Source organism: Paenibacillus sp. N22P23, from assembly GCF_059383735.1.
On record NZ_JBXENT010000001.1, the window covers coordinates 1001961 to 1017169 of the forward strand.

General features: G+C 47.4%; 11 protein-coding genes. 9 read left to right on the top strand and 2 right to left on the bottom strand.

Annotation, left to right across the window (positions count from 1 at the left end; translation table 11 throughout):
- Positions 1 to 24: 24 nt before the first annotated feature.
- The 4 genes from AC506A_RS04910 (at position 25) to AC506A_RS04925 (ending at position 6044) form a co-directional block, all read left to right on the top strand.
- Positions 25 to 2019 carry an AMP-binding protein gene (locus tag AC506A_RS04910; RefSeq protein ID WP_495459848.1) on the top strand — a complete coding sequence of 665 codons (1995 nt, stop codon included), beginning with the start codon at positions 25 to 27 and terminating at the stop codon, positions 2017 to 2019.
- Positions 2020 to 2049: 30 nt separating this feature from the next.
- A complete protein-coding gene (gene fahA, locus AC506A_RS04915) occupies positions 2050 to 3324 on the top strand; it encodes a fumarylacetoacetase (RefSeq protein WP_495459849.1) in 1275 nt (424 codons plus the stop codon).
- Between the two features lie 14 nt (positions 3325 to 3338).
- A complete protein-coding gene (locus tag AC506A_RS04920) occupies positions 3339 to 5084 on the top strand; it encodes an aromatic amino acid hydroxylase (protein WP_495459850.1) in 1746 nt (581 codons plus the stop codon).
- 78 nt (positions 5085 to 5162) lie between these two features.
- On the top strand, positions 5163 to 6044 hold the full coding sequence (locus tag AC506A_RS04925) for a L,D-transpeptidase family protein (protein WP_495459851.1): 882 nt from the start codon (positions 5163 to 5165) through the stop codon (positions 6042 to 6044).
- A 57-nt stretch (positions 6045 to 6101) separates the two neighbouring features.
- Here the strand turns inward: AC506A_RS04925 and AC506A_RS04930 are convergent, their stop codons facing one another.
- Positions 6102 to 8753, bottom strand: coding sequence for a cellulase family glycosylhydrolase (locus AC506A_RS04930; protein ID WP_495459852.1), 2652 nt, complete (start codon positions 8751 to 8753; stop codon positions 6102 to 6104).
- Between the two features lie 209 nt (positions 8754 to 8962).
- Here AC506A_RS04930 and AC506A_RS04935 point away from each other — a divergent pair, with 209 nt between their 5' ends.
- Positions 8963 to 9232 carry a hypothetical protein gene (locus tag AC506A_RS04935; RefSeq protein WP_495459853.1) on the top strand — a complete coding sequence of 90 codons (270 nt, stop codon included), beginning with the start codon at positions 8963 to 8965 and terminating at the stop codon, positions 9230 to 9232.
- Between the two features lie 24 nt (positions 9233 to 9256).
- Complete coding sequence (gene yidC, locus AC506A_RS04940) at positions 9257 to 9979, top strand: membrane protein insertase YidC (RefSeq protein ID WP_495459854.1); 723 nt, start codon at positions 9257 to 9259, stop codon at positions 9977 to 9979.
- A 250-nt stretch (positions 9980 to 10229) separates the two neighbouring features.
- Here yidC and AC506A_RS04945 read toward each other — a convergent pair whose 3' ends face one another.
- Positions 10230 to 11384: a chromate transporter gene (locus AC506A_RS04945; RefSeq protein WP_495460971.1), complete on the bottom strand. Its 1155-nt coding sequence runs from the start codon at positions 11382 to 11384 to the stop codon at positions 10230 to 10232.
- Between the two features lie 187 nt (positions 11385 to 11571).
- Between AC506A_RS04945 and msrA the strand changes: the two genes are divergently transcribed.
- From msrA to AC506A_RS04960, 3 genes are all read left to right on the top strand, one after another.
- Complete coding sequence (gene msrA, locus AC506A_RS04950) at positions 11572 to 12528, top strand: peptide-methionine (S)-S-oxide reductase MsrA (protein WP_495460972.1); 957 nt, start codon at positions 11572 to 11574, stop codon at positions 12526 to 12528.
- A 63-nt stretch (positions 12529 to 12591) separates the two neighbouring features.
- Complete coding sequence (locus tag AC506A_RS04955) at positions 12592 to 14064, top strand: spore germination protein (RefSeq protein ID WP_495459855.1); 1473 nt, start codon at positions 12592 to 12594, stop codon at positions 14062 to 14064.
- Positions 14051 to 15208, top strand: a complete 1158-nt coding sequence (locus tag AC506A_RS04960) for a Ger(x)C family spore germination protein (protein WP_495459856.1) — start codon at positions 14051 to 14053, stop codon at positions 15206 to 15208. The genes AC506A_RS04955 and AC506A_RS04960 overlap by 14 nt, the downstream gene beginning before the upstream one ends.
- Position 15209: the final 1 nt, after the last annotated feature.

The window sequence follows — 15209 nt, forward strand, 5'->3', positions numbered from 1 at the left end:
CGGATACTGAAGGAGATGCTGATTATGCGTCAACAACCGGTGTGGTTTCCCAAGCAATCGGAAATGGAGCAAACGCGATTATATCAGTTCATGCACAAACATGGGTTCACCGATTATGAAGCTTTCTATCAAAAGTCGATTGACGACATCAGCTGGTTCTGGGCGGCAGTTGCGCAAGATATGGGGATTGAATGGGAGTGTCCCTATGATCAGGTTGTTGATTTCACCGCGGGAATCCGATGGCCAACCTGGTTTACGCAGGGGCGGATGAATATTGCTGCGAATTCGGTCGACAAATGGTTGTTAGACCCCGCAATAGCTGGAAGAAGCGCAATCATCTGGGAAGGCGAGAATGAACAAACTCGATGTCTCACCTATTCCGAGCTTGCAGAGCAAGTGAACCGTGCCGCATACGGCTTGCGCCAATTAGGCATAAAGGTGGGTGAATGCGTAGCCCTCTATATGCCGATGATTCCGGAAACTGTAATTGCAATGCTTGCCTTGGCCAAACTAGGCGCGATTGCGATCCCTATCTATTCCGGTTATAGCGCTGATGCAGCGGCCAAACGCATGGATGGAGCCGGCTGTAAATATCTCATAACGGCTGACGGCTATTACCGGCGCGGGAAACAGATTCTCATGAAGGAAGAGGCTGATAAGGCGGCAGATGCAGCCACTTCGATCGTGAAGATAGTCGTAGTTCGGAGACTGGTGGGCCTGCCTTTCTCAAATTCACAGTCGCGTGATGTCGATTGGGCGGAAATCGTGAATGGCGAATCTATTGTAGATTCGGAACCATTTCCAGCATGGCCAATGAACAGCGGCGATCCATTAATGCTCTTATACACTTCCGGAACAACAGGCGCGCCAAAAGGCATAGTCCATACCCATTGCGGATTTCCGATCAAAGCCGCATTCGATGCCGGATATGTGATGGATTTTCGGCCGGGCGACACGATGTTATGGATTACCGATATGGGCTGGATGATGGGACCTTTCATGGTGTACGGCACCTTGTTAAGTGCCGGTACGATGGTGTTGTACGAAGGGGCACCGGATTATCCCGGTCCGAGCCGTATCTTCAACCTCGTCGACAAACATAAGGTGACGCATCTTGGCATTTCTCCAACACTGATTCGCAGCTTGATGAAGCATGGTGATGAATGCTACAAGGAATGCAATCTATCCTCGCTACGGGTCCTCGGTTCCTCAGGTGAGCCTTGGAATCCCGAGCCGTGGCATTGGCTATTCCATGAAGTGCTGCAAGATCGGATACCGATTGTTAATTATTCAGGCGGCACCGAAATATCAGGGGGCATTCTTGGGAACGTGCTGCTTAAACCAATTGCTCCTGCAGGCTTTAACTCCCCCATTCCTGGCATGCACGCGGATGTATTCTCACAAGAAGGGAAGCCGGTTCGAGGCGAAGTCGGGGAGCTGGTGCTGAAGAACGCTTGGCTAGGCATGGCAGGCGGTTTCTGGCAGGAGCCAGAACGATATGAGAACACCTATTGGTCGAGGTGGCCTGATAGTTGGGTTCACGGTGATTGGGTGGAGCTGGATGAAGATGGCTATTGGACGATTACAGGACGTTCCGATGATACCCTCAATGTGGCGGGAAAGCGACTAGGTCCTACGGAGATTGAATCTCTGCTCGTCGAGCATCCTCGCGTGGTGGAAGCTGCGGCAATTGGTGTGCCTGATGAACGAAAGGGAGAAGCCGCCGTATGTTTTGTCATTCTGGATTATCCGTTAGTTCATTCGCAAGAGTTGGCAGAACTCACTTCAGAATTGTATGAATGGGTCGCCAAGCGACTTGGCAAAGCATTCAAACCTGCAGCGATTCACATCGTGGATGCATTACCCAAAACAAGAAACGCAAAGGTGATGCGCAGAGTCATACGATCCGCCTATTTGGCACTTGATCCCGGAGACCTGTCAGCTCTTGAGAACCCTGAATCATTAGCAGCTATAAGGCTCATTAGGTGGCAGGGGGATTCATCACACGATAGCAGTTGACTCACCAAGCGAAGCAAAGGAGATCATCCTATGGCGAGTTCGTTTATTGATGTTGATAAGGATTCGCATTTTCCAATACAGAATTTGCCCTATGGCGTTTTCCGTCCCTATCAAGGCGGTTTCCCGCGAATCGGAGTTGCCATTGGGGACTATGTACTGGATTTAGCGGTGTTAGATGAGGCCGGCTGCTTCGAGAAGACGATTATTTCCGGAAAAGGAATCTTCGCCCAACCCATACTCAATGCGTTTATGGCTATGGGCCATCAAGTTTGGCGAGAGGTTCGTTCGATCATTATAAATCTGCTCGATGCTGATGAGCCAACTCTTCGAGATAACATACCGCTCCGATCTACGGCATTTCATCGTCAAAGCGAAGTTGAGATGCTGCTGCCCGCAGAAATTGGCGATTACACCGATTTCTATACATCCAAGTCACATGCTGTGAACGTAGGTACTCTATTTCGAGGCAAAGATCAGGCTCTTATGCCGAATTGGCTTCACCTTCCTGTCGGTTATCATGGCAGGGCAAGCTCTATTGTCGTCAGCGGAACAGATGTTCGGAGACCCTGGGGACAGATTAAACCTCCCGATTCTACAGTGCCGACATTCGGCCCAAGCGGCCAGCTCGATTTTGAATTGGAAATGGGTTGGCTTATTGGAACCGGGAACAAACTTGGGCAGCCAATTCCCATTGAAGAAGCGGAAGAGCATCTATTCGGACTTGTACTCGTCAACGATTGGAGTGCACGGGATATCCAAGCCTGGGAGTACCAGCCGCTTGGACCTTTCCTAGGTAAGAGCTTCGCCACCTCCATTTCTCCCTGGGTTGTCCCCCTTGCAGCACTCGCGCCATTTCGCATTCCAGCAGGGATACAGGAGCCCGACCCGCTTCCTTATCTGCAGCAGCGAAATAGAAATTCCTTCGCTATTCAATTAGAAGTGTATTGGCAAAGTGAGGCTCGGGCGGAGCAAGAACGAATTTCGAGCAGCAATTACAGCCATCTATATTGGACAATTGAACAGCAGCTCGCACATCATACTTCAGGCGGATGTAATTTGCGATCCGGTGATCTGCTCGCTTCCGGAACGATCAGCGGTTCCACGAAAGAATCGCGGGGCTGCATGCTGGAGTTAACGTGGCGCGGAACAGAACCGCTGCAGATGAGCAGCGGCGAAGAACGAGTATGGCTTACGGATGGTGACCGAATAACGATGACTGGATGGTGCCAAGGCGATGGCTACAAAGTCGGCTTCGGAGAGGTAACCGGAAAGATAGTACCGGCAGCTAGAGAAAGCAAATCGTAGAGGGAGTGGAAGACATGAGAATGATTCCGCCTCATTTGTCCCCCTATATATCCGAGCAAGATTACGATCAGTACACGCCTATTGATCATGCCGTATGGCGTTATGTGATGCGTCAGAACCAGTATGCACTGCGAGATACCGCCCATGCTGCATTTGTAAGCGGTCTGCTCCAGTCCGGTATTCAGAAGGAGTACATCCCCCGAGTATCTGAGATGAACGCGTGCCTGGCCAAAATCGGATGGGGTGCAGTAATTGTAAATGGGCTGATCCCTGGCGCAGTATTTTATGAGCTGCTTGCGAATGGGATGTTGCCGATTGCCGCTGAGATTCGCAAATTAACGAATATCGAATATACGCCAGCTCCAGATATTATCCACGAAGCTGCAGGCCATGCGCCGATCTTGTTTGATCCAGAATATAGGTCCTATGTGCAAACGATAGGCTCCATTGGCACTAAGGCTTTTTCCATGAAAGAGAGAGGCGAGGCATTCGAGGCGCTGCGCCTGTTAACGATCGTCATGGAAGATCCGAAATCAACGGCTGAAGAGAAAGCTGCTGCCCAGAAGTTGGTAGAGGAGAAACAACAAGCCATAACAGAATTGACAGAAGCGGAGAAAGTGTCCCGTCTATTCTGGGCAACTGTCGAATATGGCCTGATTGGGGAACTGGACGATCCGAAAATATACGGAGCCGGACTGCTGTCATCCGTAGGAGAGAGCAAACATTGCTTCACAGATGCCGTTCAGAAACGGCCATACTCGGTTGAAGCTTGTGTTGCAAGCCCCAAAGTTGTAACGGAGATGCAATCACGACTGTTCGTTTGTCATAGCTTCGAACAATTATTAGAAGGCGTGGAAACATTGGCGAGCACGATGGCGTTTCGAGTCGGCGGAACGGAAAGCTTGGAGAAAGCGCTGCGTTCGCGACATGTGGCCACAATAGAGTTCAGTTCCGGCCTTAGTGTCACAGGGATCATCCAAAGCATCGAGAAAGACGCCAATGGTGAAGCCATCTATGTGAACACGACAGGTGAAACAGCGTTGTCGGTTCATCATGAGCAATTAAGCGGACATGGCAAAGATTATCATGCCAAAGGATACGGAACACCAATTGGGAAGCTGCAAGGCGGAATTGCTTTAGAAGAGTGCGATGATCAATCGCTCGATGGATTAGGTGTTGTCCATGGCAATCAAACGGAGCTCATATTCGAAAGCGGAATACGCGTATCCGGACGGATCAAGAGCGTCCTCAAAACCAATCAACAAGTGAACCTGATTTCGTTCGAGGATTGTTCGGTCTCGATAGATGGCAAAACCCTATTTAAGAAAGAGTGGGGCACCTATGATATGGCAGTGGGATCACGTATCGTTTCCGCGTATCCAGGTGCCGCTGACCCAGCAGCCTACTATAGCTATAGCGCAACCGTTCCACCAGCAATAGTAGAAGAAATAGAGCCGAGTGATGTCACTCCTGCTGCACTTACCGATCTGGAAATTCTCTATCAACAAGTAGCGGTAATAAGAGAGACGAACAGTTACACAGACATATCGCTTCAAGCGCTCAATGAGATTCATAACGAGCTCAACCAAACCTATCCAAACGACTGGCTGTTGCGATTAGAATTACTTGAATTAGCTGCTGCCAATAAGGAGCTGCAATCACTGGAGCTTCCACTGATGGAAGAGTTAAATGAGCTGAGCAAGGAGACCTCGATTCACAATCTCATCTTGAATGGATTATCTATATTAAAGATCCACTAAAGTTTCGTGAAAAGTAGTGTTGCACAAGGCCTCTCGTTCATACATTGATATGTAATGTTTGAGAGGGAGGTTATCAGGTTGAATCGGAGTAGTTTGAGAATCGTTGTCCTAACTTTCATAGTTTCGCTGCTGCTGAGTGTTTTCCCACTTGCTAGTGCAAGTGCTAAAGAGGGTAACAACCAATTGATTGTTATAAATAAGAAAACGAATAAACTGGCGTATTTTAATAACGGTGAGCTGATCAAGACCTTCTCCGTTGCCACAGGTAAAACGAGTTCATTAACCCCTGAGGGAAGTTTTAAAATCGTCAATAAAATAAAGAACAGGCCTTATTATAAAGAAAAAATTCCGGGCGGCGACCCTAGGAATCCGCTTGGCGATCGTTGGCTGGGCTTGGAGGTCGATGGAACGGAAGGGACGACATATGCGATTCACGGCAATAATAATAGCAAATCGATTGGCAAGTATGTAAGCGCAGGCTGCATACGAATGTTGAACGATGATATTCACTGGCTGTTCCCGCAAATTGAACTTGGAACACTCGTTATTATAACAACGTCATCGCATACCTTAACTGAGATTGCAGAGGCGAATGATTATCCGGTCATGCAGAATTATGAGGGGAAGCTGCTTCTGAACGGTGAAACGAAGGATTTGGAACATGACCTGATGCTAGCCGATTCACGTGTATTCATTCCGATGAGAGAAGTCTTCGAGATGTTAGGAGCGCAAGTGCAATGGGATGATTCGACGAAAACAGTGACTGCGGTGATCGGGGATCGCACCCTCACACATACTATTTTGTCGACAACAGTAGATGTCAATGGCACTCCGATAACGATTACACCATCTCGAATGGTAGCGAATACCGTGCTGCTGCCGCTGCGAAATATCTCAGAGCTGATCGGTTTTTCCGTGGAGTGGGACAGCACCACTAGAGAAATCCGGATCAGTAAATAACCCAAAAACGTGCAAACCTCGTATACCGCAAAGGTTTGCACGTATGCATTTACTCCCTTACCGAGGGATGATACTGACGGTCGGTGCAGCTCCGGAATTATAATTAATCTGGAGTTTATCGCCTGGTGATAGATTGATCATGCCCTGTGTCATACCTGTAGGCGTCCATACGTTCGCAACCGGAGGACGTTGGAAGCTGATTGAAACGTTCGAGCCGCCTGCAATGGCTGCATCCACGGGGTAAGGGTAGTTGTTTTGCAAATAATAGACAGTTCCTGACATGCCGCTGATCGTTGTAACCGGGATATCGTAACGTGATGAATTACTGTTGTCTAGCTTCAATTCGTTAACTTGTTTGGAAGAGGTCGTCAGTCTGACAGGTACTTTGGATATAACGAAAGGACTGGCTGCTCCTGAGCCTGATGTTGCTGTTCCGGTTCCGTCATGCGAATTGGAAACATCGACAACGGTTCCATCGAGCCTAACTGCGGTGGTGATTTGAAGCCAAGAAGGAAGACGCTGGGCACGAGTAACGGTATCCCCTGACCAGACAAGATAACCGGTTGTGTTATCGGCAAATGTCATCGCAGAATAATAGACTCCGCCATCGGTGACACCGAATTCATTAACCCGAGCGCCGGTTAGCCAGCCTGTTAATGTCTTAAATGCATTTCCCGCCGCTAGGACGGTAGTTGGTGTTTGTAAGTTTATTAGTCTTAGGGTGGTCCATGAATAATCCATCCCGTAGTAGAAGCATCTTTCATAACCGGCAACCCAAGTGGCCATAAACAAACGGAACAGATAAGAGACTGCAAAATCATCCGTCATCACAGTTGGAGCCGTTTGCACATTTCCAGACGCATCCTTGTAATCGTGGTAGCCCATTTCGGTGTTCCAGATCGGCAAGTTTCCAATGCCATTCTTATCGAGGAGATCACGATATTGATTCGCGCGAAGTATAATATTCTCTGGTTGTGCTTGCAGATCGGTATATAAGTGAACGGCGAGGACATCAATATAACTTTTCCCGCCTGTCGAGAGGAAGTTATCCAAGTAGGACAAATTGGAGCCAGTGGTATTGGGACTAACGACGAGCGCAGCGGGATCCGTCGTTTTGATGATGGCATAGGCTTCTTTCGCCAATTCAACTAATTTGGCTGTCGTGCCAGAGTAGAAGCCGGCGTCATTGACTTCGTTCCATATTTCATACGCTTTGATTTTGGATTTATAGCGTGTTACTACCGCTTTTACATAGTCACGCCAATCTTGAATATTTGTTGGAGGTAGACTGTTGTAGCCGGTACCGTATTTCGAGGAGGAAGTGCCTCCTGTAGCCCAGTTTGGCGGTTGTCCCAGTGTCAACGTAATTTCCAACCCATTCGCGAGTGATTTGGTTACATAATCGTCCAATCTCGTCCAAACAAACGTACCTTTGGTATTCGGCTCGAGGTTGCGCCACGCAGTACGAGTGTCCCATAGACGAATGGCACCATAGCCGAAATTGTGAAAAGGAGTCTGAGGCGAGTCACCGGTTGCGCCATTGCCGATATGAATCCCGAAGAATGCTTTCGGTATGGCTCTATTCTGCTGTGCTTGACTGCCGCCTGCTGCTGCTGTTGTTACGATGTTCAGATTAGCGGAACCATCAAATGTTCCACTGCCCGTAACATCTCCCGTCATGGAAATGGTACGTGCGGTTTGGAGCTTAGCCGCTTGATCCACAACACCATTGTTGTTCGCGTCGTAAACGGATTTAAGCATGTCGCCACCGCCATTGCCGCCGCTATTTGAAGCATTCCAGGCTGCTTTCTCCGTATCGGTAACGAAGCGGTGAGTGGCATCTTCCGTAATCATTGTGGCAGGATGGGAAGCGGGATGCGTGTAATTGGTTGCTCCTGCTGCGATGCCATCGAGTTTGGTTTTATCTGCTGCACTCATAAATCCTTTCGCGCTTTGCGAAGCTGATGGGACAGATGTGGTAATAGTGACATTCGCTGCACCGTCAAAAGTCGTTGTACCTGAAACATCGCCATTCAACGCAATGGTTCGTGCAGTTTGAAGTTTCTCAGCCTGGTCTACGACACCGTCGCTATCCTTATCAAATACGGACAGGAGCATGTCGCCTTTGGCATTCCAACCTGTTTTATCCGTATCGGAGACGAAACGATGAGCGGCATCCTCAGTGATCATGGAAGCGGGATGGGAAGCGGGATGTACATAGTTAGTTGCTCCGGCTGCAATTCCATCTAATTTGGCCTTATCCGCTGCACTCATGAGTCCTTTCACAGTTGGAGTAACAGAAGGAACAGATGTCGTGATTGATGCATTGGCGGAACCGTCAAAAGAGGCACTGCCGGATACATCGCCGGTTAATCCTATGATACGTGCGGTTTGGAGCTTCGCGGCTATATCTACAGCGCCGTCGTTATTCGTGTCATAAACGGATTTCAGCATGTCACCGCTTTGACTAGGCGGCGTAACGCTTTTCGAAAGCCGCATATAAGCGGCATTCTCAGGTGTGCCGGTCGTGCCAGCAGCAGCGTAGACAGATGAGAACTGATCCATAGGGACGGTCAATAAATCGACATCATTATTATCATTGATCAATGATTGCAGATAGGCAGGAAATACACCATCCAGAAATACATCGTATTGATTCAAACCGGAATCTGGCAAGGATGGTCCAAGGTAAATTTGAGTTATACCCAAAAGATCTACCTCCTCTATTAGTATATGAATCTATCAACGTATCATATGCTAGAAAGGAAGAGGGCGTACTACACTTTTGACCAATTAATGGTAAAACCAGTCTAGTCTATGACGAATTTCAAATTGCATCCGTCTCTCGACCGATTCGTTCCGCGGCGAAATCGAATAAAATATACGAATATGAATGGAACGGAAAGGGGGGATTATCATTGTTCGAGCCTTATGATGCGCTTCTATACGCGATGTCCATTTGCACGCTTGTTTCCTTGGCTTACTTATGCTTCGTTTGGATTCCGACAGCAGCAGCTGATGCGAGATGGACGCGAATCCGAGAAGCGGATATACCGCTTTCCTTGCTGAATAAACCGCCGGCTGCAGTACAAACGCAGCGGCAGCGGCTGACTCGACATACGAAACGCAAAGAAGCGCCTGACGATGATTCATCCCCGTGCATGACCCTGTTGATTGCGGCAGCATAACAACAACAGGGAGGATTATTAATCATGTTAAATATGTACGCTCAAGTTGGGTTTTTCCATCAATACTTTGTCTCACCATTCTCTTGGATGATTGATCACTTTGCGGGTTGGTTCGGAGGCAGCTTCGGCCTAGCGGTCATTGCGATCACCGTGATTGTTCGGCTAGCGCTAATGCCGTTCATGATTAATCAATATAAACAGCAGCAGAAGATGAGACGCAAGATGACGACTATGCAGCCTGAACTTGATGCCCTTAAGAAGAAATACGCCAATAATACGGATGCGGATAAGCAGCGCAAGCAAACGGAGGAAACGATGGCGGTGTACAGCAAACACGGGTACAACCCTCTGAACATAGGCTGTTTGCCGATGCTCCTTCAAATTCCGATCTTATCCGGCATGTATTACGCCATTCGGTCAAACCCAGAGCTTGCTCACCATACGTTTCTGTGGTTTCAGCTCGGGAAGCCGGATATCATCCTTCCGTTCCTTGCGGCTGGCGTCTACTTGGTCCAAGCTCTGATTGCGAAGAGTGCGAATCCTCAGATGAATGCTGCCAAAGGGATGGGCTGGATTGTATATCTTTCCCCGGTCATGATGGGCATATTCTCGTTCTCGGCTCCGGCTGCGATGCCGCTTTACTGGTGCATCGGCGGAATGATCATCATCCTGCAGACACTTATATCCAAATGGATGTATCCACTGGAGGAGACTACGGCACTTCCTGTTAAGACAGCCCAATCGTAATCCAACAAAGAAGAACCGAAAGGACCTAGGATCCTTCGGTTCTTCTTGTTTTATGGCGTTAATTCATTTGATTTCAGTCCGCAAAAGAGAGATAATGCATATGGCTTTATTATCAAATTAATCAAGGAGTCTCAAATGACACCAATTCTACTCATACCCGTCGCAATTATGATTCCGGTTATCCTATTTATTGTCTTCATCATTATTTATAATAAGCGGCAGAAGGAAGATAAGTCAGACTAATTGAAGGTCAAAGCCACACAAGCAAACTGCCGCCAATCATCCCGGCAATTACTACAGTCCAAGGCGGTAATTTCCAGAAAACAAGCATTAAATACAGGATGGACGCTAGCGCAAAATCAGCTGAATCGATAATAGCAGTTGTCCATAGTGGATTATATAACGCTGCCAATAAAATACCGACCACCGCAGCGTTAATACCTACCAGTGCTGCTTGGATATGCGTATTATTTCGAAGAAAGCTCCAGAAAGGTAAGGTTCCTACGATCAGTAAAAAGGCTGGTAAAAAGATCGCAACGGAGGCTATAATAGCCCCGAAAACACCTTTGGTTATTGCGCCTAAGTAAGCAGCGAATGTAAATAGTGGTCCAGGAACCGCCTGTGCCGCACCATACCCAGCGAGAAAGTCTTCTTTACTTACCCAACCCGAAGGTACCACTTCCCGTTCCAATAATGGTAATACAACATGACCTCCTCCAAATACGATCGAACCTGACCGATAGAAGCTATCGAATAATGCCAGCCAATCGGAAGAGAATGCATGTCGTAAAACCGGTAATGCAATCAATAAACCGAAGAATAAAGTCAGACAGAAGGCAGCAAACTTTCGAGTGATAGGAACGGAAAGCTCGGAAGCTTCCTGTACTTTCGTATTACGAAAAATCATTAACCCCATTAATCCAGAGATCGCAATGAGTAAGGCTTGGCTAAATACGGACTGCCACAATAAAGTAATGCCGGCGATCACGATAGCAATGGAGGCTCGAATTTTATCCGGTGCGAGCTTCTGTCCCATTCCCTGAATGGCTTGAGCAACAATGGCTACTGCTACGATCTTCAAACCATGAATCCATCCCATATTACTAATATCCAATCCGTGAAGCAGATAGGCGAACACTACCAATGCAATGACCGATGGCAGCGTAAATCCAAGCCAAGCAATCAATCCGCCGAGTAAACCGGCACGGATAATACCGATTCCTATACCGACCTGGCTGCTTGCTGGGCCAGGAATGAACTGGCAAAGGGCAACAAGATCCGCATAAGACCGTTCATCCATCCACTGTCGTTTACGTATGTATTCGTTGTGAAAGTAGCCTAGATGGGCAATTGGTCCGCCAAATGAAGTGAGTCCCAGCTTGGCTGAAACGGCGAACACCTCCATATAGACCTGAAAGCTTCGTTTGGGAAACTCTTTACTTGGAATGGTTGGTTTCACGTCTGTTACATCCTTTTATTATTCGATTCTTTATGCGATATCACTTGAAGTACGCTTCAATGCTTCTAATGTATCAAATGAACGGAAATCCTTCAATTGTTTAAGTCAGTCGATCGGTGGTGGTACTTTCATGATGGCGAATACAAAAAACAGGACAGAGATTGCTACATTTGCGGGGGGCTGCTTCTGGTGTATGGTGCAGCCATTCGATACGCTGCCTGGCATTGAAGCTGTTATTTCAGGTTATACCGGCGGCCATACCGTAAATCCGACCTACCAAGAAGTGGGTACGGAAACGACAGGACATGCTGAAGCCGTTCAAATTACGTTTCAACCGGAATTGTTTCCTTATGAACGTCTACTTGACATCTATTGGCAGTTGATCGATCCAACCGATCGTGGCGGCCAATTCGGCGATAGAGGTTCGTCTTACCGAACCGCAATATTCGTACATAATGAGGAGCAGCGTGTGGAGGCGGAAGCCTCCAAACAAGAGCTGCAGAAGAGCAAACGTTTCAAGAAACCTATTGTGACCGAAATCGTACCTGCCGTGCAATTCTATCCTGCAGAGGACGAGCATCAGGATTACTACAATACCCATCGTAGATCCTACAACCTGTATAGGGACAATACCGGACGAGATGAATTCGCCGAACGAAGCTGGAACACGAAGAAAGATAAGGAACGGCTGCGCCGGCAGTTATCGGATCTGCAATATAGCGTTACGCAGAACCGGGTAACAGAACCCGCATTTCAGAACGAATACTGGAATCATGAACGTGAAGGTCTATACGTCGATGTGATTAATGGCGATCCGCTGTTTAGTTCTCGGGACAAGTACGATGCGGGAACAGGGTGGCCAACGTTCTCTCAACCCATTGAAGAAGGCTGGATCCGCAAAGAATCCGATTTAAGTCATGGTCAGGTGCGAACGGCGCTGCGCGGTCGCTTATCCAAATCGTATTTGGGGCATTTACTCCAAGATAATCACAAACCTCAATATCGTATCAACTCTGCTTCCTTACGCTTTATTCCGATTGAAGAATTGGAGAGAGAAGGGTACGGCCGCTATATGCACCATTTTGCATAAATCTGGGTCTTCAGGCGAATACTTTCTTTGATCCTATTCTATTGATGGCCTTGGAGAACAGAAATGAAAATCGATCCTTCCGTAGAACACAACATGAGCATCATGAAGGGAATGTACTCGGATAACGATTCCTTTCGTTTTCAAAGCTTTGAATCGAGTTCGGGTAAACAGCTTGCTGCGGTTGCTTATTTAAGTGTACTCGTCAATCAAAACACGTTGAACAAACAGTTCGTAAGGAAGATAAATGAGGATATTCGCGCGCAAGAGAACCCTACACCTGAAACATTTATCGAATCCATTTGCTCGTTAGGCATCGTTACTGAAATTCCGGTTATAGACAAGGCTACAGCAATGATTGCAGATGCCGGCATTGTCATTTTCGTCGAAGGATCAACGCTTTGTTACGGAATTCTGATACCCGGGTATGAGACGCGCGCTGTCGAACAACCAACGACGGAATCCAATGTGCGCGGGCCTCGTGAAGGGTTCACGGAGGATATACGCGTTAATATGGGATTGGTCTTTCGCAGAATGAGGACCACCCAATTGAAATCCAAAAGCTTTATTCTCGGACGAGAAAGCCAAACGAAAGTCATGATCCTCTATCTAGCTGATCAGGTGGATGTATCTGTTCTGCATGAGGTTGAAACGAGATTAGAGTCCGTCAAGCTGAACGTTGTTGTAGACAGTGCTCAACTTGAAGAATGGATTCAAGACAGTCCTTATTCACCGTTTCCTCAGCTTATGAACACGGAAAGGCCGGACCGTGTCGCTACGGCATTGAATCTTGGAAAAGTGATTATTATCACGGACGGAAGCCCCAATGCGCTTATCGCACCTTCCACATTTACGGATTTCTTGCACCCTAGCGAGGATCTCTACGAAAAGTTTTATTTTGCCAATTTTCTGCGTGTATTAAGGATGCTTACACTGTGTGTTTCACTTTGCGGACCTTCATTATACATAGCGCTCACGACATTCCATCTGGAAATGATTCCGACTCCGCTTATGCTCACGTTCCTGTCTACTAAATCAGGCATTCCGTTCCCGACTTTTCTGGAGGCCCTTATTATGGAGGTCGCTTTCGAGATTCTAAGAGAAGCAAGCATTAGGCTGCCTCGAACGGTTGGTCAATCAGTAAGCATCGTCGGCGCGCTCATTATTGGAGAAGCAGCTGTTCAATCGGGCATCATCTCGAGACCCATGGTCATTGTCGTCGCGATGACAGGCATTGCATCATTTACGATTCCTGCATTCAATACTGCAATTACGTTACGCTTGCTGCGCTTTCCACTGATATTCATTGCTGCGTGGACAGGCGTTCTCGGCGTGGCTCTGGGTATGTTCGCGATTGTTTTGCATTTATGTTCCTTACGATCCTTCGGGAAGCTGTATATGCCTACTTTTAATTCACACCGCTGGAAAGACGTAGCCGAGCATTTTCTGTTATTTCCGATTAAGCACCGAAGTCAGTCTAAGAACGATACCTCATTTGCGTCAAAGGAAGGGCAGGTAAGGGAACATGAGGATCATTAAACGGCTCTTGTCGGGGTTCGTTCTTATGTCTTTACTTGTCGGCTGTTCATCTGATGTGCGAGAAATAAACAGTATCGCGCTTGTAACGATTACAGGTGTTGATTACGACGAGCAAACCAAGAAATTCATCATTACGTTGTATTGCAATCACACCCCTTCGGCCAGCAAGGATATGGCGGAGAAGACTTTGGAGTGGGTAGCAAGTTCATCTGGTAATTCGATTCTTGATGCTGCGCGTAATATAAGAAGCCGTGCCGGCAAACAATTGATCTGGCAGCATGACAAATTTTTCATTGTGGGGGAAAATGCAGCCCGGCATAAGCTCTATGAAATTATCGATTATTTTAATCGTTCCCGGGAAATTCGGATGTCCGGTTATTTGGCTATCAGCAAGGGAAAAGCATCGGATATTCTTCATTTGAAATCAGAAACCGGTGATCTGATCACGAATGAAATTGAGGGTAAAGTTAAGAACGAGCATCTATGGGGCAAGAGCATCAACATCGAGCTTAAGGACATCGTCAATTATTATACCGATCCGTATCGGGGCTTTGTTATTGGGAAAATCAATATTTCGAAGCCGATTAACAGCGATCGTGAAGTCATGATTCTGAGCGGCGGTTCTGTCATTAACAAGGGTAAGCTCGTAGGTTGGATGAATGCCGATGATGTGCTGAGCGTTCACATGCTGATGGCGAAGAAGAAATGGAGATACCTTGAATTTGTTCAATCGGTTCCATTTAAATCCACGAAAGTATCGCTGATGATGAAGATTTTAAAAAGTAAAATCCATTACAATTCCGTCGACGGAATGCCAGCATTAACCATCGACGTGAAATTAAAGGGCATATTAATTGATACGAGCGGCCCGCTTCAATTAACGGCTAACAACATGCTGGAACAGCTCGAACATGCCGCAGAGGCGACAATTAAGCAGCAGCTCACTGTTAGCTTAACTCACTTTCAGCGGGATTTGAAAGTTGATGTGCTGGGCTTCTCCGATTACCTGAGGCAATATCACCCTACTGTATGGAAGAGAACGAAACAGAACTGGACAGACTTGTATCCCACTTTACCTGTAACCATTCATGTCGACGCCAGCATCCCGAATCTCGGAATGAGCCAAGTCCTGGGAGGACCATGAA